The following is a 22811-nucleotide window of genomic DNA, read 5'->3' as shown; positions in this document are numbered from 1 at the left end:
ACGGCGGCGCGTGGCGCGGTCTTACGACGGCGGCGCGCGCGACGGCATCACCGGGCAAGCAAGACGACGACGGGGGCCGGATCAGCCAGCGGTCAGCGAGGGAAGGAGACGTTCACAATGGCGGAAATCACCGGTTCGGAAATCATCGCTCGGTGTTTGCAGAAAGAGGGCGTCAAGGACCTCTTTTTCATCATGGGCGGGCCGATGCTGCTGGCCGAGGCCACCTGCATCAAGGAAGGCATCCGGATGATCGACGTCCGCCACGAGCAGGCGGCCGCGTTCGCCTGCCAGGCCTATTCGCGCCTGAAGCAGGTGCCGTCGGTCTGCATGGCCGCTTCGGGTCCTGGCGTCACCAACCTGATCACCGGCATCGCCAACGCGCTGATCGATTGCTGCCCGGTCATCGCCTTCGGCGGGTCGTCGCCGCTGTCGCAGTTCGGCCGGCAGGTGTTCCAGGAAATCGACCAGGTCGAGCTGATGCGCGGCTGCTGCAAGCATGTCGACCGGCTAATCAACCTCAAGCGCATCCCGCAGCAGATCAGCTTCGCCTTCCAGAAGGCGATGACCGGCAAGCCGGGACCCGTATATCTCGATTGCCCCGGCGACATGCTGTACCAGAAGATCGACGAGAACCTGGTGGATTGGAGCTTCGCCGGCCGGCCGCTGCTGGACAGCCGTCCGCTGGGTGACCCGCGCCAGGTCGAAGCGCTGATCCAGGCCCTGTCGGAAGCCAAGAAGCCGCTGATCGTGTCCGGATCGGGCGTGATCTGGTCGCAAGCGTGGAAAGAGATGGAGGCGTTCGTCGAGGCCGCCGGCATCCCGTTCTACACCACCCCGCAAGGCCGCGGCGTCGTGCCGGACGATCACCCGTATTCGTATCTGACGATGCGATCGGGCGCGTTCCGCGACGCCGACCTGATCCTCGTGCTGGGCACGCGGATGAACTACATCATCGGCCATGCCTCCCCGCCCCGGTTCGGGCCTTCCGCGAAGATCGCCCGTATCGATATCGATCCGGCGGAGATCGGCACCGCCGCCCGCTATGTCGACATCCCGATCGTGGGCGACTGCAAGGCGGTGCTGGGACAGTTGCTGGAAGGCATCAAGGGCCGCGTCGAGCCGGGCCTCTACGCCGACTGGCGCAAGACGCTGAAGGACGGCGAGACCGCCAAGCGCGCCGGTTCGGGCGCGAACAAATATGCCGAGGACGGCGACATCCATCCGGTCCGCATGCTGGAGGCGGTGCGCGACTTCATGAACCGCGACGCGATCCTGTGCGTGGACGGGCAGGAAACGCTGAATTTCGGTCGCCAGACCATGTCGACCTTCGCGCCGGGGCATCGCCTGAACTCGGGTCCGTTCGGCACCATGGGCGTGGGCCTGCCGTTCGGCGTGGGCGCCAAGGTGGCCTGCCCGGACAAGCAGGTGATCGTGGTGCACGGCGACGGCAGCCTGGGACTGAACGCGATGGAGTTGGACACCGCGATCCGTCACAAGATCCCGCTGCTGGTCGTCGTCAGCCTGAACGGCGGCTGGACCGGCGATCCGAAGCGGGAAAAGCCCGGCCGCGACCTTGGTTACACTCGATACGACAAAATCTGCGAAGCGCTGGGCGGCTATGGCGAATACATCACCAAGGCCGAGGATATCATGCCGGCGCTGGAACGGGCGCAGAAGAAAGTCGATGAGGGCATGGTCGCGCTGGTGAACGTCCGCACGGACTACCGCGCGCGGTTCGCCGGCGTGGCGTTCTCGGATTACTCGACCTGATCACTGTCATGGCCCGGCCTGGCCGGGCCATCTCTCTCCCCTGAACCGATGGGTGGCCCGGTCAAGCCGGGCCACGAGAGGAAAACCGGATTACCCTCCGAACGCCTGGTCCCACGGCTCGTTCAGCATGAAATAGCGGTCCCCCTGCTTCACCAGATGCGCGAAGCCGGGGAAATGCACGTGCATCCCCGCGATCAACTGCCGGTCCGCCAGCACCTGGTCGAAGATCCGCCTCCGCGTCGCGGCCGCCGCATTGGGGTCCGTGTCGAAGGCCATCGTCACCTCGGGCCGAGGCACCTGCACCTCCGGCACATGCACGATATCGCCCCAGATCAGCAGCGACTTGCCGCCGGACGCGATCATATAGCCCGAATGCCCCGGCGTATGTCCATGCAGCGGCACGGACGTTACGCCTGGAAACACCTCGACAGCCCCGTCGAAGGTCCGCATCTGGTTGTGGTACGGCGCCATCTGTTCCCGAGCGGCGGCGAAATACAGGCGCTTGGCGCGGTCGTCGGCGCGTGACATCGCCCCGTCGTCGTTCCAATGCCGCGGTTCGTTCTGATGAACGATCAGTTCGGCATTCGGAAAGAACTTCTCGCCGGTCTTCGGGTTGGCGAGGCCGGCGGAGTGGTCCGGGTGCATATGCGTCAGGATCACCGCCTCGATATCCGCCGGGTTCACGCCTGCGGCCTTCAGGTTCTGCTGCAGCTTGCCCGCTGTCGGCAGCAGGTAGTCGCCCGACCCGGTCTCGATCAGCGCCAATCGCCCGGCGGAGTAGACCAGGTAGCAGTTGACCGAGGTCCGCCGCCCTGGACGATACGCATCCGACAGGATTTTCTCGGCGTCGGGCGGCGCGATGTTCTGCATCACTTCCACCGTGCCATCCAGATACCCGTCGGACAGCGCAGTCACCACGATGTCGCCGATCTTACGGTGATAAACGCCCGGAATCTGGGCGTTTGGAACCTGAACCATCCTCTGTCCTCTCGTTATTGCGCGATATATCCGCCGTCGATCACCAGTTCCGTGCCCGTGACGAAGGACGCTTCGTCGGACGCCAGGAACAGCACGCCATACGCGACCTCGATCGGCTCCCCCAGCCTGCGCAGCGGGGTCTGCTCGATCTTCGCCGCTCGGCCCGCCGCGTTTGTGGCGTTCAGCATCGGCGGCATGTAGCCCGGATGCACCGAGTTCACGCGAACGCCGTGCGGCCCGTATTTCGCCGCCGCCGCCTTGGTATAGAGCCGCACGGCGCCTTTCGACGCCGCATAGCCGGGGTGGCTGTCCGCGCTGCCGACGAAGCCCATGATCGAGGAGATGTTGACGATCGACCCGCGGCCGTTCGGGATCATCGCCGCGGCCGCCAGCTTGGTGCCCAGGAAGACGCCCTGCGCGTTGATCGCCATGATGCGCTGCCAGCCCTGCAGGTCGTCGGCATCGCCAACCGAGCTGCCGCTGATGCCGGCGTTGTTCACCAGGATGTCCAGGCGGCCATAGGTCGCGATGGTTTCATCGATGACCTTCTTCCAATCGGCCTCCGACGTCACGTCGCAATGGATGAAGCGCGCTCGGCCCTGCCCCGCTTCGATATCCGCGGCGACATGCTGGCCTTCCTTGTCCAGCACGTCGGCGATGACGACGGCCGCGCCTTCCTTGGCGAACAGGCGTGCCTCGGATTCACCCATGCCATGGGCGCCGCCGCTGATGATGGCGACCTTGTCTTTCAGTCTCATGCCGAAACCTCCGCCATGATGCCGCGGATATCGGGCTGCTCGTCGAAATGGCGGATAGCGCTGACCAGCGTGCCGGCGGCTTCCGCGCCCAGCACCGGATCGACCAGGGCGATGAACTTCTTCTCCAGGCGTTCCCCCTGCTTGACCGCGTCGGCGGCCGGCACGCCGGAGTCGTGCTGGGCCGAGATCGACCGTCCGTCCCGCAGCTTCAGCGACACCTCGCTGAACGTGTTGCTGATGCCGGGACGCAGGTCCAGCGACACTTTGTCGCGCAGCCCGACCAGCACCGGATCGGCCGCGACCTCCGTCGAGTAAGAACCCAGCCGCGACGTATCGACCCCCGCCAGCCCCATCGCCGTGGTCAGGCGCAGGGAGAACTTCGCTTCCAGCCCCGTGGTGGGCGCGGGGATGTTGCAGATGCGGTCGCAGGCTTCCTCGATCCGCACGCCGACCGACTCGATGTCCTCAGGGGCAAAGCCATGTTCCTCCCGCAACGACCGGGACGCGTCGATCGCGGCATGCGTCATGTAGCAGGACGCGTGGTACTTGAAGAGATTGTTGCAAACGTACCAACCGCTCGGCGGCGTGTCGAAGGCGCGCTGCGGATTGAAGTCCGGGCTGTGGGTGCGGGCGAAACCCTGGCCGCATTCGATGATGTCGGTGCGGCTGGTGAAGCCGCGCGCCGCCAGCTTCGCGGCCAGCAGCCCGTTATAGGATGCCTTGCCGGCATGCAGCGGCTTGCACATCGTGCCGAACTGCGACTTCAGCCCCGCCGCCTGGGTGCCTGCGATGCCCAGGGCACGGGCAAATTTTTCGCCGTCCAGCCCCAGCAGGTGCGCGCACGCCGCCGCCGCGCCGAAGCTGCCCACCGTCGCCGTCGCATGGAACCCCAACTTGTCGTAGTGGCCCGGCGCGATCACCTTGCCGACGCGGCATTGCAGTTCATACCCCGCGACGAACGCTGTCAGCACGTCGGCGCCGCTGGAACCGCGCTCCTCGGCCAACGCCAGCAGCGCGGGCAGGATCGCGACCGAGGGGTGGCCCGGCATCGCCAGGTTCACGTCGTCGAAATCCAGCGCATGCGCCGCCGCGCCGTTCACCAGCGCCGCCGACAGCGGCGGCAGCTTGCCGGGTCGAGCGAAGACCGAGGCCGTTTCGACGCCGCCTTGTTCGCGCATTTCCGCCAGCAGCAGGTCGACCAGCTCATCCGAGGTGCCGGCGATCCCGCAGCCGATCGCATCCAGGATGCATTGCCTGGCCCACAGGCGGGCCGTGTCGGGGATGTCCTGGTGGCGCAGCGCGCGCGCCTGTTCGGCCAGGGCGCGGGTCAGGCCCTCGCCGGTTCGGATGTCGCTGATCGCGTTCATGGGTTCCTCCGTGGTTTTATCGCCCTTTGTAGACCGGTTTCCGCTTTTCGTTGAAGGCGCGGATGCCTTCGCGCCGGTCCTCGGTCGGGACCATGCGGTTATAGACCTCGATTTCGAACATCATCCCGCTCTGCAGGTCCATGTTCATCCCGTAATTGACCGCGTGCTTCACCTGCCGCGTGGAGATCGGCGCGTTGGCCGCTATGGCGGCCGCGGTCTCCAACGCTTCGGCGACCAGCGTATCCGCCTTGCAGATACGATTGACCATACCCCAGTCATACGCCTGCTGCACCGTGAAGGGCTTGCCGGTCAGCAGGATCTCCTTGGCGCGTCGCGGCCCCACCGCGCGCGGCAGGTTCTGCGTTCCGCCTGCACCGGGCATGATGCCCAGCGTGACCTCGGTCAGGGCGAAGCGGGCATGGTCCGCGGCATAGATGAAGTCGCAGGCAAGCGAAATCTCCATCCCGCCGGCATAGGCCGCCCCGTTGACCGCCGCGATCACCGGCACCGGACAGGCGATGATGGCGCGCACCATCCGCTCGAAGATCAGATGCTGGTCCTGCCACTGCTCGTCGGTCATGCCGTTGCGCTGCTTCAGGTCGCCACCGGCACAGAAGGCCTTGGCGCCCGCACCGGTCAGCACGACGCAGCGCTGCTTGTTCGGCGCGGCGCAGAACCCGTCGAACACCGCCAGCAGGTCGAGGCCCATCTGGGTGTTCATCGCATTCGCGACCTCCGGCCGGTTCAGCGTGACCAGCACGGTGTGGTCCTGCGGATGGGTGACGGTGATCGTTTCGTAAGTGCTCATTGCTCGATAGCCTGCATGATCAGTCGGAAAAACGTGTCGGCGGCGGTCGGATCGTTCCAGCGCAGCACGGCGACGATGCCCAGAGACGGGGCGATCCAGGTCAGGTTGCCGCCGGCGCCGCGCGCGAAGATGCTGTCCTCGGGCGCGTTCTTGTAGAGCCGGTGGCCGGCGTTGCGCCACCATAGCAGCCCGTAGCTTGGGTTCAGCGCGCACGGCTTCAGCGATTCAGCGATCCAGCTTTCCGGCAAGATGCGCCTGCCGCCCCATTCGCCCCGCCGCAGCATCAGCAGCCCGATGCGCGCCTGGTCCTCGGCATGGATCAGCACGCCACCGCCCCAATGCGTGCCGCCGGGCACGCTTTGCAGCATCTGGCCGCCGACATCCACGAACGACGTCCGATACCCGTCCCATCGCCAATCGTCCGACGCGCCGATCGGCCGCATGATGCGTTCGGCGAACACCTCGGGCAGCGGCCGGCCGAACCGGTGCAGCAGCGCCAGGCTCAGACGGTTGACGCGGACGTCGTTGTATTCCCAGTGCGTTCCGGGCGCCGACAAGGGCCGAGCGTCGCCTTTCCTGCCTTTGCCTTCCAGGCCCAGGTTGCGGTTGCGGTCGATCATGTCGGACTTGCCGAACAGTTCGCCTTCCCATTCCGATGTGTTCTGCAGCAAGTGCCGCCAGGTCACGTCGCGGTTCTGCGCGCTGTCGAAATCGCCGTCCCGCACGGTGCGTCCAACGGGTTCGTCCAGGTCGGCGATCAACCCATCCGTCACGGCGACACCGGCCAGCAGGCTCAGATAACTCTTGGCAGCCGAGAACGTGTAGTCGACCTGGTCCGTCTCCCCCCAGGTCGCGACCTTGAACCCGTTGCGCAGCACCAATCCGTTGGCCGGGCCGCGCGGACGGATGGGGCCCAGGATCTCGTTGAACGGCGGCGGTTCGAAATAGCCGCTTTCCAGGTGCAGGCGCAGGTCGTACGGCCAGGGGATTTCGTTCTCCGTGGCGAAATGGCCGGCTTCCTCCAGCCAGATCCAGTTCATGCCGGCGACATCGGCGGGCGCCTCGGGCCATGCCTGGCCATGCGGCGGCGGCACGATGGACGGGAGCGGCATCAGGACAGGTCCTCCGGTTCGGTTGGCGGCGCACTATGGCCTCCCGAGGGTGACGTGACCAGGGTCGCGCGCCAGTCCTCGATCGTGTCGACATCGGAAAGGGTACGCAGGAACGCCACGCGGTGACGCCGGAATTGGCGCAGCGTGTCGGCCAGGGCGTGTTCGGTGGACCAGCGGGTGTGGCCGAACAGGTCAGCGGGCCGGCGCGGCCCCAGGGCGATCAGCCAATAGCCGCCGTCGCGCGCCGGACCGAACACGGCGTCGGCGGTTCCAAGGCGCCGGAACGCTGCCGCGACATCCACCGCCGAGGCCAGCGGGATGTCCGCCCCCATCAGCACCACGCGGCGAAAGGGCCGCAGGCACCGGTTCATGCGTGCGCCGAGGTCGCCCCGCCCCTGCCCGATCCGGCGCACCGGCCGCGCCAGCGCGGACAGACGGAAACGGGCACGGTCGGGTGCCTGGGCCAGGACCACGTCGAACCGCCCGTCGCAAATCAACCCGTTCAGCAGCGCGGTCAGCGTCGCCACATGAAAACGCAGCGCGGCGCGGTCGCCGATATCGCGCGCCAGCCGCCGCTTGACGGCGCCCAGGCGCGGGGCGCGCGCGAAGACGATGACGGTGTCCCTCATCCATAGAGCCTCTTGATGACCTCCGGCGGCACGCCGGCGAACCACAGCGACAGGCAAGCCAGGTTGCGCGCGGACCGGCGGGTCCAGCCATCCCGCTCCCATTTCACGGCCGAGGTGACAGCGTCGGCCGCCAGCGGCGCCAGCCGATGCCGGCCGAGGCGGCGGACCAGGTCCACGTCCTCCATCAACGGCAAGGGACGCATGCCGCCGGCAGCCGCCAGCAGGTCCCGATGGATCAGCAGCCCCTGGTCGCCATAGGGCAGCGCCAGCACCCGGCAGCGCCAGGCGACGAGGCGTTCCAGCCGGCGTGCCCGCGGATCGGTACTGTCGAGGCGAAAGCGGAAATAGCCGGCGGCCCGGGGCGTGCGCGCCTGGTGCGCCGCGACGGCCGCTCGCCAGCCCGCGCTCAGGCGCGTGTCGGCGTGCAGCAGCAACAGCCAGGGATGGGACGCGGCGGCGATTCCGGCGGCAAGCTGACTGCCCCGCCCGCGCGGCGCGGCCACCAGGCGGATGCCGTCCGCCGCCGAGGCCGTGCCGTCGGTGCTGCCGCCGTCGGCGACGACGATTTCCGGCCCCGGACCGATGGCAGCCAGCGTCGCCGGCAGCGCAGCCGCGGCGTTCAGCGTGGGGATGATGACCGACAGGTCCACCGCCCCCCCCCTCAACGCGGCGGCCAGCGCGGATCGCCCAGCTTCACGCCCGGAGGGTCGAGGTACAGCGTGTCATCGCGGACCATCCGCGCCTGGACCATGTCGTCCTGGCGCCCATGATGGATGACGACCGGATCGTCGAGCCGCAGGATCAGGTAGTGCCGCAGCGACGCGACCTGGAAATAGAACGCGGCGCGTTCCTGCATGTCCTTGCGCGGCGTGCCGGCCGGCAGGATCTCGGCGATGATCACGGGATCGTCGCAGGCCGGCACGTCCGGCGGCAGGGGCGTGCCGAACCGGACCACGACGTCCGGCGCCCAGACGTGCAGGTCGTCGATCCGGATCAGCGTCCCGTCCGTATGGACATCCGCCTTGACGCCGGCGGCGGCCAGGGCCTGCGCCAGGCAGTCGGCGACATGCGCCCGGGCCCGAGCGTGGTCGGCGCCGTGGTCGGGCCGGGTGACGACCTCGGCCCAGACCAGTTCGCGCCGTCCGTCCGCATCCGCCGGTTGCTGCGCCAGCCAGGGCAGGAACGACTCAGCCAGCATCATGACCGGCGACGGCTTGTGCTTGCGCTTGCTGGGGCGGACGAGCAGCTTTCGCAGCAGGTAGTGCGACACCCCGTGGATCACGGCTCAGCCTCCGGGCAGAGCGATCCGCCGTCCGCAGCCCTTCGGCAATTCCATCGGCGCGTATTCGCGCACGAGCGCCTGCATCGTTGCGTATTTCTCCGCCTCGAACGGAGCGACGCGGCGGACGCGCATGTCGATATGCAGCGCCATCAGTTCCTGCACGCAGGACCGTTCGCCGCTCGCGTCGTGGAACATCTCGTGGAAGTAGTGGACCCGCTTGGCGTCGGCACCCAACAGCCAACTGCGCACCCGCAGCTTCTCGCCCAGGTGCAGTTCGCGTTCGTAGAGCGTGTGGGTTTCCGCGGTGAAGCAGGAATACTGGGTACGCGCGCGATAGGCGTTGCCGATGTCGAGCGCGTCGTACAGCGCGTCGGTCGCGTAGTCGAAAACGACGACATAATACGCGAGATTCATGTGACCGTTGGAATCGATCCATTCCGGACGGACCACGTCCTCGATTTCAATGACAGGCTTGCTCATGGTGCGGCGCACCTTGTTGCCGAAGCGGGCCTCGGTCAAGTTGGGCTCATGACGAGCCCTGCCACGATCCGTGCCGAAGAATCGGACGGACTGCCTCCCGCTGCGCGCCGGAAGGCCATGCTGACCATCACGATCGCGATCATCCTGGCGGTGCTGGGGACGGTGATCGCCAATATCGCCCTGCCGACGATGATGCGGGAACTGGACAGCACGCCGGCGGCGGCGACCTGGGTGGTCAATGCGTATGAACTGTCGGTGACGGTTTCGCTGCTGCCGCTGGCGGCATTGGGCGACATCATCGGCTACCGTGTGATCTACGGGGTGGGCCTGACGGCGTTCACCGTCGCCTCCCTCGCCTGCGGCTTTGCCCCCTCCCTCCCCACCCTCGTCGCCGCTCGGGTCCTGCAGGGTTTTGGCGCGGCAGGGATCATGAGCGTCAACACCGCACTGGTGCGGTTCATCTTTCCGCGCGCGCAACTCGGCCGGGGCGTGGCGTCGGTGGCGCTGGTGGTGGCGACCTCCTCGGCTGCCGGCCCGTCGGTGGCGGCGGCGATCCTGGCGGTCGCGTCCTGGCACTGGCTGTTCCTGTTCAACGTCCCGCTGGGGGTGGTGGCCCTGGTGCTGGCACGCGGATCGCTGCCACGGACGCCGCTGGCCGGCCACCGGTTCGACTGGATCAGCGCCGGACTCAACGCCGCGACCTTCGGGTTCCTGCTGCTGGGGCTCAATGGCATCGGCCAGGGACAGGGCCGCGCGTTGGTGGGAACGCTGCTGGCGCTGGGGGCGGCGGCCGCATGGTTCCTCGTGCGGCGGCAGAGGCGCCTGGCCGCGCCGATGCTGCCGGTCGACCTGTTCCGCAAGCCGATCTTCGCTTTGTCGGTGGCGACGTCGGTCTGCTCGTATGCGTCGCAGAGCATCGCCTACCTGGCGCTGCCGTTCTATTTCGCGATCGGCGGCGGCATGACCCAGTCGCAGATCGGGCTGCTGATCACGCCCTGGCCGGCGGTGGTGATGGTCGTCGCACCCATCGCCGGGCGGCTGTCGGACCGCTATCCGGCCGGGCTGTTGGGAGGCATCGGGCTGGTGGTGCTGACGGCGGGCCTCGTCTTGCTGAACATGCTGCCGCCCGATCCGCGGTTCATCGACGTGGTGTGGCGGATGATGATCTCGGGGATCGGGTTCGGATTCTTCCAGGCGCCGAACAATCGAGCATTGATCGCTGCCGCGCCACGGTCGCGGTCGGGGGTGGCGTCGGGGATGCTGTCCACCGCGCGGCTGGCAGGGATGACCACGGGCGGCGTGACGGTGGCGGTGATCTTCGGGCTGCTGGCGGGGAAAGTGGGGCAGGAGGTGACGGTGGCGCTGGGGGTTGCGGCCGGGTTCTCGGGCGTGGCGTCGGTGATCAGCTTCTCGCGGCTGGGACGGGGATAGGCTGCGGGCCTTGCATCTGGCCATCTGGGGCATTATTTCTTCCCAACTGGTCAGGATCGGACATGCTCACGGACTACGATGCGAAGGCCATCGCCGACATCATGGGTCTCGCGTTCCTGCGGGGACATGTCACGGCACGCGGGGGACACCATGATCCGGTGATCCGGGATGACGACGGCGCTTCGGTCGTCGTCAAGGTCAAGCCGGCGCGAGGGGCCGGCGTCGTGCCGTCTCCGTCTCCCGTCTTCATCGCGCGGGCGGTCGAGCAAGGCCTGCCCCGCGCTGCCCTGCGGCATGTGGCGGAATCGATCGCCGGTGACGACAAGGTTCGGATTTCCGCCTTGGAATGGGGCATTGTTCCGAAGACGACGCTCGACCGCCGAACCAACCTGTTGTCTCTGCAGGAAAGCGAGCGCACGGAACGCGCCGCTCGGCTTTTCGTCCATGCCTGCCGCGCCCTGGGCTCGATCGATGAAGCACGCGCGTTCATGACGACGCCGCATCCTGAACTCGATGGACGCAGCCCGATGGACGCCGTCAAGACCGATCTGGGAACACGGCGTGTCGAACAGCTTCTGACCGCGCTCGAATACGGCCTCGCTCTCTGAGCGACTCCCCCTTGCGGCTCTGGCGCATCGTGACCGGCCGCCACCCGATCTGGTCCGGTGAGGGCGCGCGGCTGTTCGGTCAGCGTTGGAACCCACCGGGACTGCCGGCGATCTACACGGGCACCGGCTTCGCCGTGTGCCTGCTCGAAGTCCTCGTTCACGCAAATCGCAAGACACCACCCAGCGCCGCTCGGTTTGTCGAGGCGATCGTGCCGGATAACGTAACACGCGAAACCTTCGATCCAGCCGCCTACCCCGGTTGGGACAATCCGCGGGATGCCTCCGTCGCTCAGGCCTACGGTCGAGGCTGGATCGAAAGTGGCCGGTCCGCCCTGCTGATCGTGCCCTCGGTGGTGACGGCTGGACGGGACACGAATGTCATTGTCAATCCGGACCATCCGGACTCCCGGCGGATCACGGTCGGGCCGGACCATCCGGTCACGCTCGATCCACGGTTATTCGGTTCGCAACGAATACGACGCCAAGTCGTGTGAGCACACGGCAATGTCGGGGCAGCTACGCCGCCTCGGCCAACTGACGGGGACGATAGATCGCGATGTGCATCGCGTGCATCACCGGTCTTGTTTCATCAGCAACCAAAAGGCATTCCAGCTCCACCCATTTATGTCCCTTGTGCTCGTAGTTCTGGGTCACCCGAGCGCGAAGGGTCAGGGTGTCGTTGATGTGAGCGAGGGAGAGGTTTCGTACCGAACTACCCATGTGGATCCAGGCCGGCAGCACGACGTTGTGCGTCAGCACCCAGTTACAGCACCGCAGCGTCGTGCCGGGATGGATGATCCCCTCACGCGCGTACAGCCCTTCGGTCTCCCGCAGGTCGCGCAGCATTTCGGCATGCCATTCCGCGGTTGCCTTGAGCGGCTGCATGCCCAGCCAGTCGCCCACGCGCAGGGAGCGTTCGTCGGCCGGCGGGCGCTGGGTTCGCGGCGCGACGGCCACATAGTCGTCCAGCACCACCGGACTCCGTTCGGACGGCAGCACCGCGCGGCCGGTCGCGCATTCGACCCCGTCGCTGGTGACCAGAAGCGACAGGCCGCCGGCATCCTCGGTCGCCGAGACCTCGGCGATGTCGCCTTCATAGACCGGCTTGGCGAAGCGCGCCTCGCCGGTGCCGCGTTCCAGCCAGGCGCGTCCCCAGCGCGCGACGGGTTGATGCGCCATGTAGCCATAGACATTGACCCCGCCGACGAACCCGCCCTTGAAGCCGAAGCGCTGGGCGGTGGCGTCGTCGTGGATCTTGTTCTCGGACGCCTTGGCCGTATTGACCGCCTCGACGTGGTAGGGTGTCAGTGGCATGGATCTCTCCCCGTGACGGCGAGCGCCAGGCATCGGACCGGTTCTCCGGTCCCGTATGGGGCCGATGCCGCGATCGGCCCCTTGAACGAGCCCGTTTGACGTCGAAACGATGGTCAGGCCGGCATCGCCCAGAGTCCGACCTCATAGCCCGGCACGAAGTTGCGGTTGTTCATATCCGGGTTCCGGTTGACGAACACCCGGTTGAACATCGGATGGCGCATGCTGCGCGTCTCATGCTCGATCCGGTGCAGCGGCTTGTTGGTATCGACGTCAACGATATCCAGGAACCGGTACTGGTGCTGGTCGCTTTCCTCGCTGATCAGCCCACGCTCCAGCAGTTTCTTGTGCGGGCCGGAGAAGTCCGCAAGCGTGATCTGGATGTGGTGCCCGTCGTACTCCGGCAGCGGCGTCTTGCTTTCGCGGAACGTCACCTTGCTCTCGGCCGAGGTGCTGACCCAGGCGTATGGCCCGCGTTCGTCGCTGGCAACGCCGGCGATGCCGCCCAGGATCTCGGTGTAGAACTTGGCGATGGCGGCAAGGTTGGTGCCGGCGGCGATGTCGCATTCGACATAGGGCATGCCGACGCGCATCGGGCCGAACTTGGCATGATCCGGCGCGTGCACGCGGATGCGGTTGCCCCACGGGCAGGTCGTTTCGACCGTGTCACCGACTTCCTTGAAGCTGAACTTGGTGCCTTCCAGGAACTTCTTGGCATAGTCCAGCCGGCGCAGCAGCGCTTCCAGGTCCGGCATCACCAGGCCCGTGGTGCCGCGCACCACGTCGGTGCCGCGTGTCGGCAGGTGGAACTGCCCGCGGCCGACATTGACCCACATGTTCTCCAGCCCCGCCATCAGGTACGGGTCGCGGGTGAGACCAAGGCCCATGATGTAATAGGCGACCGCTTTCGCCTGGTCCGGCACGCGCACGTTGACGTGCCCGAGTTCGACGATGTTGCCGAGGTCTTCCTGCGTGCGATCGAAGGTCGGCGTGATGACTGTGTCCATCCCTAGTGCCCCCATCATTTGCGTCTGGGTTGCACTATAATCAGGGCTATGGGACTGGTCCATGGCGGCCCGGATTTGCTTAGGTGCCGGATAACGAGACCGCCTAACGAGACCATCGGGGAAACGTCGTGACTGCCCGACCATTGCCGGCCCGACAGCCATGACCGGAATCGCCACCCGATCCGGCCTGGGCGCGCTGTTCGGTTCCGCCGCCTTCCTGCGCCTCTGGGCCATCGGTTCCTGCGTCAACACGATGCGCTGGTTCGAAGTGCTGGCGGCCGCGCTGTTCACCTTGGACGTCACCGGGTCCGGCTTCGCCGTCGCGATCGTCTCCGCCGCTCGGACCATGCCGATGCTCCTGCTGGGCGCCTTCTCCGGCGTGGTGACCGAGGCGTTGAACCGCAAGCACGTGCTGTTCGCCGGCCAGGTTCTGACCTGTCTTGCCTCCGCCGCCGTCGCGCTGCTTGGCCTCGCCGGCATCGCCCGTCCCTGGCACATCGTGCTGACCGCGACGGTCGCCGGCATCGTGTGGTCGACCGAGAACGCCACCCGCCGCCGCATGGTCGGCGAGTGCGTGGAACCGCCTTTGGTGTCACGGGCACTGGCGCTCGACACGATGTCGAACTCCGTTACGCGCCTGGTCGGACCGCTGGCGGCAGGCGCGCTGTACCAGCGCTGCGGGCTGGGCGGGTGCTTCACCGTGTCGGCCTGCGTCTACGCCGTGTCGGCCTGGCTGGGATCGGGCCTGTCCTACCGGCAGGAAACGCGGCGGCTGGTCCTGGGCCACGTGCCGCGCGACCTGATGGAAGGGCTGCGCCATGTCCGCCGCGACGTCGTGATCGGCGGCGTGCTGGCGGTGACGGTGGCGATGAACCTGATGGGGTTCCCCTACAGCGCCCTGCTCGCCCCGATCGGCCGGCAGGTCTTCCACGTCTCCGCCACGCTGGTGGGCGTCCTGGCCGCGGCGGAAGCGTTCGGCGCCGCCCTGGGGGGCGCCTGGCTGACGACGAAGGAGCCACGGATCAGCGGGCGCGTGCTGATGGTCGGCGGGTCGATGCTCTACATGGCCTGCGTCGTGGCGATGCCGATGATGCCGTCGTTCTGGCTGGCGTTCGGGCTGCTGGCGCTGGGCGGGTTCGGGTCGGCGGCGTTTTCCAACATGCAGACCTCATTGATCGTGCTGCACGCGCCGATGCCGATCCGCTCGCGCCTGATGGGGCTGCTAACCGTCTGCATCGGCATGGGCCCGCTGGGCATCCTGCTGATGGGCACGATCGCGGATTTCGCCGGCCCCAGGATGGCGATCGACATCGTCGCATCCGCCGGGTTCGCCGCGGTGACGGCGATCGGTGTCGTCTGGCGCCGGCGGGAAAGGCGGGCCTGACCACGCCCCTCCCTCCCGCCACCGGACCGTCAGGGCAGCACGTCGCCCTTCTGGAACCGGCGCCACGCGCTCATTTGAATCGCCGAGGTCAGGCAGTGCACCACCACCGGCTTCGTCTTCACCGCGAAGGCACGGGCGATGCCCTCGGCAACCTCCGCCTCGGAACGGATGGTGATCCCCTCGGCGCCGAAGGACCGGCCCCAAGCTGCGAAGTCCGGATTGGTCAGGCGCGTGGCGTCCATGAACTTGCGGTCCGGATAGCGCACATAGCTGTGCATGCCGATCGTGCCGTACATGGAATTGTCCGAGATCACCACGATCGGATTGCCGCCATACTGGCAGGCGGTGGCGATCTCGTTGCCCATCATCAACGCGCCGCCGTCGCCCATGAACGCGACGACCTGCCGGCCCGGCCGGCGCAGGCAGCCGGCGACGGCCATCGGCATCCCCGACCCCATCGCCCCGACCACCGACGACAGGAACTCCTGCCCCGGCTTGAAGCTGATATACCGATGTAGATACGACCCGAAATTGCCGGCATCCGAGGTCACCACCGCGTCCGGCGCCAGATGCTTGTCGATCTCGCAGACCACGGCCGCGAAGTTCAGCCCGTCGGTGGTCGGCTCCCAGGTCTTTTCCAGCAGCGACAGATGGATCTTGTGCAGCCCGTCGACCCAGCCGCGGCGCTTGGCGGCATCCGACGGCGGCGTGCGGGCAAGCAGGCCCTTGATGACTTCATACGGATCGCAGGGCATGCCCAGGTCGGCGCGCCAGACGCGGCCGACCTCGTTCGCGTCCGGCCAGACATGCACCAGCGGAAGCTGCGGCTGCGGCGCCGAGGGGAACGTATAGGATTGGCTGACCGTGTCCGTCAGCCGCTCCCCCAGCGCGACCAGCAGGTCGGCCTTCTTCATCTCGCCGATCAGCGCCGGCGGGACGCGGATGCCCATGTAGCCGCCATAGTTCGGATGATGCGCGTCGAACAGTTGCGGCCGGCGATGCGTCGGGCTGATCGGCAGCACCCAGGTCTCCGACAGTTTCCGCAGGTCGGCGTAGACCTGCTGGTCGTGCAGGCTGTCCGCCAGCAGCGCCCCGCCCGTCAGGATCAGCGGGCGCTCCGCCTTCGCCAGCATCCCGGCGAGCTTGTCGAGGTCCTGCGTGCGCGGCCCGGCGACGACGCGCGGGCGCGGCCGGTTCAGCTCCGCGTCGGTGGTTTCATCGAAGATGTCTTCCGGCAAGATCACCGCGACCGGCCCGGGCGTGCCGCTTTCGGCGACATGGAAGGCGCGGGCGATGGCCTCGGACGCCATTTCCGGCTCGTTCACCTCGATCACCGACTTCGTGATGTCGGCCAGCAGCTTGGAATAGTTCTGCTCCTGCAACGCCAGGCGGCCGAAATCCTTGCGCTCCACCTGTCCGACCAGCATCACCATCGGCGTCGCGTCGTGATAGGCCGAATGCAGCGACACCAGCGCGTTCGACAATCCCGGCCCGCGCGAGACGATGCAGACCCCCGCCCGGTTGCGCAGCCGCCCGTCCGCGACGGCCATGAAGCCGGCCCCACCCTCGTGCCGGCAGACGATCATGCGGATGGAGTTGCGTTCGGTCAGCACGCTGGTCAGGCCGACATAGCTCTCGCCCGGCACGCAGAAAATCTGGTCGACGTCATGGGCTTCGAGGCTGTCCGCCAGCAGGCGGGCGACGGTGGTGGTCATCCTGGTATTTCTCCCTTCGGTCACGCCGACGATAGGCGCGCGATCTTCAAGTGACCAGACCGGCGGGCTCTGCTAACAGGCGCGCCCATGCTCAAGCGGTTCTACGCCCGGGTCATGGCGCTCGCGGCCTCTCCCTATGCGACATGGTGGCTGGCGGCGATCGCCTTCGCCGAGGCCAGCTTCTTCCCCATCCCGCCTGACGCGCTGCTGATCCCGATGGCGCTGGCGAAACCACGCGCGGCCTGGCGCTTCGCGCTGGTCTGCACGATCGGGTCGGTCGTGGGCGGCGCCCTCGGCTACCTGATCGGCTACGCCGTCTTCGACCAGCTCGCTCGGCCGATCCTGCAATTCTACGGCTATGGCAACGCCTATGCAGCGTTCCAGGCGAGGTTCCAGGAATACGGCGTGTGGATCATCCTGATCAAAGGGTTGACGCCGATCCCCTACAAGATCGTCACCATCGCCGCGGGCGCGGCGCAATTCAGCTTCGGCCTGTTCATGGCGGCCAGCCTGGTCACCCGCGGCGGCCGCTTCTTCCTGGTCGCCACGCTGCTGCACTTCTTCGGGGATTCGGTGCGCGTGTTCATCGAGAAGCGGCTGACCCTGGTGACCACCGCGCTGGCGGTGGGGATCGTCGCCGGCTTCCTGGCGCTGAAATTCCTGTAGGCCGGATCAGCGGTTCGACGCCGCGCCGATCCACACCTCCCGATACAGGCCCACGATCTCCGCCGCGCTGGGCACGCGCGGATTGTTGCCGGGACTGCCGGAGGCCAGCGCCTGCTCCGCCATCAATGCCATCTTGCCGGTCCAGTCGGCTTCCTTGATGCCGTATTCCGCCGGCGTCGGCACCGAGAGGTCCTTGTTGAGCTGCTCCAGGCCCGTCACCAGTTTCGCCGCCGCGACGGCATCGCCGTCGCCGGCCGCCGCGAAGCCGATCCGGCGGGCGGCGGCGGCATACCGAACCTCGGCGCCCGGAACGGAGAAGCGGGTGATGGCCGGCAGCAGCATGGCGTTCGACAACCCGTGCGGCACATGGAAATGCGCCCCGATCGGCCGCGACATCCCGTGCACCAGCGCGACGGAGGAATTGGAGAACGCCAGCCCCGCCTCGGTCGCGCCCAGCATCATCGCCTCGCGCGCCACCGCGTTGCGCGGTTCGGCATAGGCGGTGCGGATGTTCGCCCCGATCAGCGCCATGGCCGACAGCGCCAGCGCGTCGGAGATCGGGTTGGCGCGCTTCGACACATAGGCTTCCAGCGCGTGCGTCAGGCTGTCGACGCCGGTGTCGGCGGTGGTGCGCGGCGGGACGGAGTAGGTCAGCTCGTAATCTACCAGCGCCGCCAGCGGCAGCGCGCCGAGGCCGGCGATCAGCATCTTCTCGTCGCGCTCGACATCGGTGATGACGGTGAAGCGCGTGCATTCGCTGCCCGTGCCGGCGGTGGTGGGGATGGCGATGACCGGCAGCGTCCCCTTGTCGGCGGCGAACGGCGCCTTGTAGTCGCGCATCTTCCCGCCGCCTGCGGCCAGGATCGCCATCGCCTTCGCCGTGTCGATCGGCGAGCCGCCGCCGAAGCCGATCAGGCAGTCGAATTGGCCCTTCCGCAACTCCGCCACGCCGGTTTCGACCACCGTGTCGGTCGGATCGGGCACCGTGTCGCTGAACACGGACGCCGCGATCCCCGCCGCCGCCAACGGGTCGAGGCAGTGCTGCACGTGCCCCGACTTCACCATGAACGGATCGGTGACCACCAGGGGACGCGACAGGCCGAACTTGCCCAGTACCTCGGCGACCTGCTTCACCGCGCCGCCGGTGACCAGCATCAGGCGGGGCGAGGCGAAATTCATGTTGATCTGGGTCATCGCGGCTTCCTCCGGCGTTGTCAGCGCGGTTTAGCGCGCGCGGCGGGCGTCGTCACCGCCCGATCGAACCCGGATGGGCCTCATCCCCTCTCCCGAATCGACGCTGCGTCCAGCAGAAGAGGTAGAGTTGGGAGGAACGGCGCATGGCCGTTTCAGGAACGGAGGGTGTGATGGCCAGTCTACAGCAGATCCTGAACGACATCGTTCAGTTGCTGGCCCGCCTGGGGGGCCTGATCCTGGCCGCGGTCGTGGCGATCGAAGCCGCGTTGCGGCAGGCCATGGATACCGCGGGCGTTCCCCAGGGATTTCAGTCGATCATCCTGATCGCCGTGACCGTGATCGTGATCCTGGCGGCGCTCCGGCTTCTCGGCGGCATTCTGCGGCTGGCGGTGATCGTCGTGCTGCTGCTGCTCCTGCTGCACGTCCTGATGCCCGGCCAGATCGTCCACGTGCCGTGACCGGCCGGGGCGTCGGCACGCCTCGGCCGGATATCGCTCAGGATCGGCGGGACGTCGCCGCCGGCAGCAGGTTGCTGGGCACGCTCGTCGCCAAGGTGTTCTGCGCGTTTGCCAGCAGCGCGTTCTTGGTGGTGCTGCTCACGCTGGAGCCCAGCCAGTAATTCGCCACCTGGGAGGCCATCGCCGCCAGCGTGCCGACCAGGATCGAGCCGAACTGGCCGTCGGACGCGCTGAGGCGGTTGGCCAGCACGGAATAGGTGGTCCAGCCGAACGCGGCGACGATGACGATCGACACCACCACGCCTCCGTACGCCAGCCCGCTATGCGTCTTGGCCAGTTCCGTCGCCATGTCGCGCGCCGAACCGGTGTCCGCGAGGCGGGTCTTGAGGTCGTCCAGCGCGTCCTTGCGCAGCGCGTCGGCCTCGGCGTCCGCGTCCTTCTGCATCTGCGCGTGCAGTTCCGCCAACTTCGCCGCCAGTTCGTTGGAGGCTTGCGGATCGGCCTGCAGATGCGCCACCGCCGCCTCCGCGCCGCCCGGCGCGGTCAGGTCGGCGGCAGTGCCGACGACGGTCTGCACCACGGAGGCGACCTTCGCGGTCGCGTCGGCGCCTTTCGACCCGAAGATCAGGCCGGCGAGTTGCGGCGCCAGGGTCAGCACCAGGGGGATCAGGGCAGCGAACATATCAGGCTCCTATGGCATGGCGCGCGGCCTCGCACAGGCGCGCGCGTTCCGCCGCGCCCTGGGAGCCGCCGTTGATGGTGATTGTCATTTTTTCTAACATCCAGGCGTCGGCGAGAGCGTTCAGCCTGCGCGAGGACCAGAACCAGGCGGCGCTGTCGGCGGCCCCTTGCCGGGTCGCGGCATGCTCGACCGCCGCGTCCAGCGCCAGGTGCATCGCCGCGGCGAACTTCGTGTAGGTCTCCCGCCCGGTGATCTGGATCAGGCCCCGGCCGCGAAAACGCCAGCCGTCGCCCGAGGCGCTGTCGCCGTTGCCCAGCCGGTCCGCGTAGACGGTATTCGCCAGCCGTTCCGGTTCCATCGCGCAGGACTGGGCGGCGGCCTCGGACGGGAAACGGCTGGGCCAGACGGCGCAGAGGCGCGCGGCGCTGTAGCTGAGGTTTTCCTCCAGCACGCGGAACCCGTCGCTTTCGACCGAACACTGCCCGAGGAAGGCGGCAATGCGGTTGGGGGTGGTGACGGCGGCCTGTCCGAGCGGGGTGGCCAGCGCTTGGGCCCAGGCGGCGCGATCGGCGTCGGAGAGGCGCGGCGCGACGGCACGCAGGCCCCGAACGAGACGATCGGAAAGGGATGGGCGGGACGTGGTGAGGACGAGCGTCGCCGCCGCGGCGGCTGGGGACAGTGAAGGTTCGGCGAACAGGTCTGTCGGGGCGGACACTGGGATTCCTTCAAATCGGGACGAGGTGAAATGGTTTCCAATGTAATGTACGGCGGCGTCCGCCGAGCGGACTTTCGGAGATACGGAGATCACGGAACCGTAGACCGGCACTGATCGCGCTCCCCCTAATCGCGTTCCCCGGAGATCGGGATCAACGCCGGTTGAAAGATGCGGGGCGGCTGGCATGGCTCGAATGTGGGAATTAAGTCACATTTCATGCCGAATGTCAAGCAATTTCGTTTCCGACATTCTCCCGCCGGCCTGCCGACCATCCTATCGACGGCCGGCTTTCAACCGCACCGATGGCACGGTTCCCGTCGGGAACGTCGCTTTTGCAACCCCTTATCCCCGTCCTGAAAGCTCAGGGAAATCCTCCTCCCGGAACTCCCCGTCCGCCCTCTGTCTCGCCTTGGCCAGTCTCTCTTCGGTCTGCCGCAGCTCGACCCTGCGGATCTTGCCGGAAATCGTTTTGGGCAACCCGCCGAAGCTGATCCGCCGCACCCGCTTATAGGGCGCCAGCGTCGCGCGCAGGTGCTGGAAGATCGACAGCGCCGTGGCGGCGTCCGGTTCGTGGTCTGCGGCAAGGGTGATATAGGCCTTCGGCACCGCCATCCGCACCGGATCGGGCGCCGGCACCACCGCCGCCTCGGCCACCGCGGCGTGCTCGACCAGCGCGCTTTCCAGCTCGAACGGGCTGATGCGGTAATCCGAGGCTTTGAACACGTCGTCCGCCCGCCCGACATAGGTGTAATACCCGTCGGCATCGCGCGTTGCGACATCGCCGGTGCGATAGGCCAGGTGGTTGCCGGTCTTGCGGCCCAGCGGCACGAACGAACCGTCGTCGTTCCGGTACCCGCGCATCAGCCCGACCGGCGCGGGATCGAGTTCCACGCAGACCTCGGCCTCCTCCGCCTTCTGCCCCTCGGTGTCGAGCAGCGCGATGCGATAGCCGGGGGATTCCAGGCCCATCGAGCCGGGCCTGACCGCCTGGCCGGGGAAACAGCCGATCAGCAGGGTGGTCTCGGTCTGGCCGTAGCCTTCGCGCGGGGTATGGCCCCAGACTTTCCGCACTTGCTCGATGACCTCGGGATTCAGCGGCTCGCCGGCGGAGCAGACCTCCCGCAATGAGGTCTTCCAGCGCGCCAGGTCCTCCTGCACGAACATCCGCCAGACCGTGGGCGGGGCGCAGATCGTGGTGACCTTGTGTTCGACGATCGCGTCCAGCATGCCGGCGGCGTGGAAGCGCGGCTGGTTGGCGATGAACACCGTGGCCGCCGCGTTCCAGGGGGAAAAGAAGCAGGAATAGGCATGCTTGGCCCAGCCCGGCGAGGAGATGTTCAGGTGCATGTCCCCCGGCTGCAGCCCGATCCAGTACATCGTGATCAGGTGCCCGACCGGATAGGATTGGTGGGTGTGCTCCACCAGCTTCGGCCGCGACGTCGTGCCGGAGGTGAAATAGAGCAGCAGCGGGTCCGTCGCCTTCGTCGCCCCGTCCGGGACGAACGCCGCCGGCGCTTGCAGCAGCGCCTCGTAGCTGTGCCAGCCGGCGGGCGCGTCGCCGACCGCGATCCGCGTGACGGTCGGGTCCAGGCCGTCGAACTTCGCCGCATCGGCGCCGGCGGCGACCAGATGCCGCACCCGCCCGCGGTCGAAACGGTCCTTCAGGTCCGCAGGCGTCAGCAAGGTCGTCGCGGGGATCACGACGGCACCCAGCTTCATCGCCGCCAGCATCACCTCCCACAGCGGAACGATGTTGCCCAGCATCAGCAGGATGCGCTCCCCCCGCTTGACGCCAAGTGCGCGCAACCCGTTGGCGACGCGGCTGGAGGCTTCCGAAAGCGCGCCGAACGTCCGCGTGGCGGCGCCGGCGCCGACGATCTTCAGCGCCAGGTCGTTGGCGTGGGTCGTGGCCAGTTCGGCGTCGAACCAGTCCAGCGCGTAGTTGAAATCGTCCAGGTCGGGCCAGCGGAAATCACGATGGGCGGCGATGTAGTCAGTGCGATGGGCGAACAGGAAATCACGCGCGGTCTTGAAGGCCTGAGTGGTCATGATCCGTCTCCGTCTCCCCGCCGCCCATCTCCGGGGCGTCGTTGCGCGTGGTTATAGCGCACCCCGACACCGCGCGGAACGGCCGTCAGACGGCAGCCGCGGCCCGCTATCCCCGCGTCTGCCCCGCCAGCCAGCGGAACACAACCGAGAAATCCTTCTCCGCGTCCCCTGCTTCCATCGCCTTCTCGTAGAAGCTCAGTGCCTGCGCCCCCAGCGGCGTCGGCGCGCCGACGGACTCCGCCGCCGCCTGCGACAGCCGCACGTCCTTTACCATCAGCTTGGTCATGAAGCCCGGCGCGTAGTCCCGGTTCGAGGGCGCGGCCGGCGCCGGACCGGGGGCCGGGCACTAGGTCGACAGCGCCCGCACCGTCGCGGCGGCGGCCGAGGAGGCAGGGCTGATGATGCTG

General features: G+C 67.5%; 23 protein-coding genes and 1 pseudogene. 7 read left to right on the top strand and 17 right to left on the bottom strand.

Annotated elements, in window-relative coordinates; genetic code table 11:
• The first annotated feature begins 117 nt into the window (after nt 1-117).
• Nucleotides 118-1770: a thiamine pyrophosphate-binding protein gene (locus VHB27_RS06685; protein WP_325598488.1), complete on the top strand. Its 1653-nt coding sequence runs from the start codon at nt 118-120 to the stop codon at nt 1768-1770.
• Nucleotides 1771-1860: 90 nt separating this feature from the next.
• Here the strand turns inward: VHB27_RS06685 and VHB27_RS06680 are convergent, their stop codons facing one another.
• The 9 genes from VHB27_RS06680 to VHB27_RS06640 are packed head-to-tail and all read right to left on the bottom strand — an operon-like array spanning nt 1861 to nt 9223.
• Nucleotides 1861-2748 carry an MBL fold metallo-hydrolase gene (locus tag VHB27_RS06680; protein ID WP_325598486.1) on the bottom strand — a complete coding sequence of 296 codons (888 nt, stop codon included), beginning with the start codon at nt 2746-2748 and terminating at the stop codon, nt 1861-1863.
• Nucleotides 2749-2762: 14 nt separating this feature from the next.
• On the bottom strand, nt 2763-3506 hold the full coding sequence (locus tag VHB27_RS06675; RefSeq protein WP_325598484.1) for a glucose 1-dehydrogenase: 744 nt from the start codon (nt 3504-3506) through the stop codon (nt 2763-2765).
• On the bottom strand, nt 3503-4873 hold the full coding sequence (locus tag VHB27_RS06670; protein WP_325598482.1) for an MmgE/PrpD family protein: 1371 nt from the start codon (nt 4871-4873) through the stop codon (nt 3503-3505). Before VHB27_RS06670 ends, VHB27_RS06675 begins: the two co-directional genes overlap by 4 nt.
• Before the next feature lie 16 nt (nt 4874-4889).
• A complete protein-coding gene (locus VHB27_RS06665) occupies nt 4890-5681 on the bottom strand; it encodes an enoyl-CoA hydratase-related protein (protein WP_325598480.1) in 792 nt (263 codons plus the stop codon).
• The gene (locus tag VHB27_RS06660; RefSeq protein WP_325598478.1) at nt 5678-6793 is read right to left on the bottom strand and encodes a serine hydrolase domain-containing protein; all 1116 of its coding nucleotides are present in this window, start codon (nt 6791-6793) and stop codon (nt 5678-5680) included. The genes VHB27_RS06665 and VHB27_RS06660 overlap by 4 nt, the downstream gene beginning before the upstream one ends.
• On the bottom strand, nt 6793-7422 hold the full coding sequence (locus VHB27_RS06655; RefSeq protein ID WP_325598476.1) for a TIGR04282 family arsenosugar biosynthesis glycosyltransferase: 630 nt from the start codon (nt 7420-7422) through the stop codon (nt 6793-6795). The genes VHB27_RS06660 and VHB27_RS06655 overlap by 1 nt, the downstream gene beginning before the upstream one ends.
• Entirely contained in the window at nt 7419-8072 is a 654-nt protein-coding gene (locus tag VHB27_RS06650; RefSeq protein WP_325598474.1) for a TIGR04283 family arsenosugar biosynthesis glycosyltransferase, read from the bottom strand. Before VHB27_RS06650 ends, VHB27_RS06655 begins: the two co-directional genes overlap by 4 nt.
• Before the next feature lie 11 nt (nt 8073-8083).
• Nucleotides 8084-8704, bottom strand: a complete 621-nt coding sequence (locus VHB27_RS06645) for a Uma2 family endonuclease (RefSeq protein ID WP_325598472.1) — start codon at nt 8702-8704, stop codon at nt 8084-8086.
• A 3-nt stretch (nt 8705-8707) separates the two neighbouring features.
• On the bottom strand, nt 8708-9223 hold the full coding sequence (locus VHB27_RS06640; protein WP_325598470.1) for a thioesterase family protein: 516 nt from the start codon (nt 9221-9223) through the stop codon (nt 8708-8710).
• A 78-nt stretch (nt 9224-9301) separates the two neighbouring features.
• On the opposite strand from VHB27_RS06640, the gene VHB27_RS06635 reads away from it, so the two are divergent.
• The 3 genes from VHB27_RS06635 to VHB27_RS06625 all read left to right on the top strand — a co-directional run bounded on the left by VHB27_RS06635 (nt 9302) and on the right by VHB27_RS06625 (nt 11717).
• On the top strand, nt 9302-10615 hold the full coding sequence (locus VHB27_RS06635; protein WP_325598468.1) for an MFS transporter: 1314 nt from the start codon (nt 9302-9304) through the stop codon (nt 10613-10615).
• Between the two features lie 62 nt (nt 10616-10677).
• A complete protein-coding gene (locus VHB27_RS06630) occupies nt 10678-11223 on the top strand; it encodes an antitoxin Xre/MbcA/ParS toxin-binding domain-containing protein (protein WP_325598466.1) in 546 nt (181 codons plus the stop codon).
• A gap of 11 nt (nt 11224-11234) precedes the next feature.
• A complete protein-coding gene (locus VHB27_RS06625) occupies nt 11235-11717 on the top strand; it encodes an RES family NAD+ phosphorylase (protein ID WP_325598464.1) in 483 nt (160 codons plus the stop codon).
• A gap of 22 nt (nt 11718-11739) precedes the next feature.
• Here the strand turns inward: VHB27_RS06625 and VHB27_RS06620 are convergent, their stop codons facing one another.
• Both VHB27_RS06620 and VHB27_RS06615 read right to left on the bottom strand, forming a co-directional pair.
• Nucleotides 11740-12537: a hypothetical protein gene (locus tag VHB27_RS06620; RefSeq protein WP_325598462.1), complete on the bottom strand. Its 798-nt coding sequence runs from the start codon at nt 12535-12537 to the stop codon at nt 11740-11742.
• A 113-nt stretch (nt 12538-12650) separates the two neighbouring features.
• Nucleotides 12651-13541 (bottom strand): VOC family protein, encoded by an 891-nt coding sequence (locus VHB27_RS06615; protein ID WP_325598460.1) that lies wholly within the window; start codon nt 13539-13541, stop codon nt 12651-12653.
• Between the two features lie 160 nt (nt 13542-13701).
• Here VHB27_RS06615 and VHB27_RS06610 point away from each other — a divergent pair, with 160 nt between their 5' ends.
• Nucleotides 13702-14925 carry an MFS transporter gene (locus VHB27_RS06610; protein WP_325598458.1) on the top strand — a complete coding sequence of 408 codons (1224 nt, stop codon included), beginning with the start codon at nt 13702-13704 and terminating at the stop codon, nt 14923-14925.
• A gap of 29 nt (nt 14926-14954) precedes the next feature.
• Here VHB27_RS06610 and VHB27_RS06605 read toward each other — a convergent pair whose 3' ends face one another.
• A complete protein-coding gene (locus VHB27_RS06605) occupies nt 14955-16640 on the bottom strand; it encodes a thiamine pyrophosphate-dependent enzyme (protein ID WP_325598456.1) in 1686 nt (561 codons plus the stop codon).
• Between the two features lie 87 nt (nt 16641-16727).
• On the opposite strand from VHB27_RS06605, the gene VHB27_RS06600 reads away from it, so the two are divergent.
• On the top strand, nt 16728-17306 hold the full coding sequence (locus tag VHB27_RS06600; protein WP_325598454.1) for a YqaA family protein: 579 nt from the start codon (nt 16728-16730) through the stop codon (nt 17304-17306).
• Between the two features lie 6 nt (nt 17307-17312).
• Here the strand turns inward: VHB27_RS06600 and VHB27_RS06595 are convergent, their stop codons facing one another.
• Nucleotides 17313-18500, bottom strand: a complete 1188-nt coding sequence (locus tag VHB27_RS06595) for an iron-containing alcohol dehydrogenase (RefSeq protein WP_325598452.1) — start codon at nt 18498-18500, stop codon at nt 17313-17315.
• A gap of 170 nt (nt 18501-18670) precedes the next feature.
• Here VHB27_RS06595 and VHB27_RS06590 point away from each other — a divergent pair, with 170 nt between their 5' ends.
• Nucleotides 18671-18958: a hypothetical protein gene (locus tag VHB27_RS06590; RefSeq protein WP_325598450.1), complete on the top strand. Its 288-nt coding sequence runs from the start codon at nt 18671-18673 to the stop codon at nt 18956-18958.
• A gap of 37 nt (nt 18959-18995) precedes the next feature.
• Here VHB27_RS06590 and VHB27_RS06585 read toward each other — a convergent pair whose 3' ends face one another.
• The 4 genes and pseudogenes from VHB27_RS06585 to VHB27_RS06570 all read right to left on the bottom strand — a co-directional run.
• On the bottom strand, nt 18996-19640 hold the full coding sequence (locus tag VHB27_RS06585; protein WP_325598448.1) for a hypothetical protein: 645 nt from the start codon (nt 19638-19640) through the stop codon (nt 18996-18998).
• A 1-nt stretch (nt 19641) separates the two neighbouring features.
• Nucleotides 19642-20355, bottom strand: coding sequence for a glycoside hydrolase family 19 protein (locus VHB27_RS06580; protein WP_325598446.1), 714 nt, complete (start codon nt 20353-20355; stop codon nt 19642-19644).
• Nucleotides 20356-20697: 342 nt separating this feature from the next.
• Entirely contained in the window at nt 20698-22404 is a 1707-nt protein-coding gene (locus VHB27_RS06575) for an AMP-binding protein (protein ID WP_325598444.1), read from the bottom strand.
• Between the two features lie 106 nt (nt 22405-22510).
• A pseudogene (locus tag VHB27_RS06570) lies at nt 22511-22717 on the bottom strand (NAD-binding protein); the annotation flags it as partial.
• Nucleotides 22718-22811 lie beyond the last annotated feature (94 nt).

Origin of the sequence: Rhodopila sp., assembly GCF_035548235.1 — a bacterium.
Lineage (GTDB): Bacteria > Pseudomonadota > Alphaproteobacteria > Acetobacterales > Acetobacteraceae > Rhodopila.
This window is presented reverse-complemented; position numbering and strand designations above follow the sequence as displayed.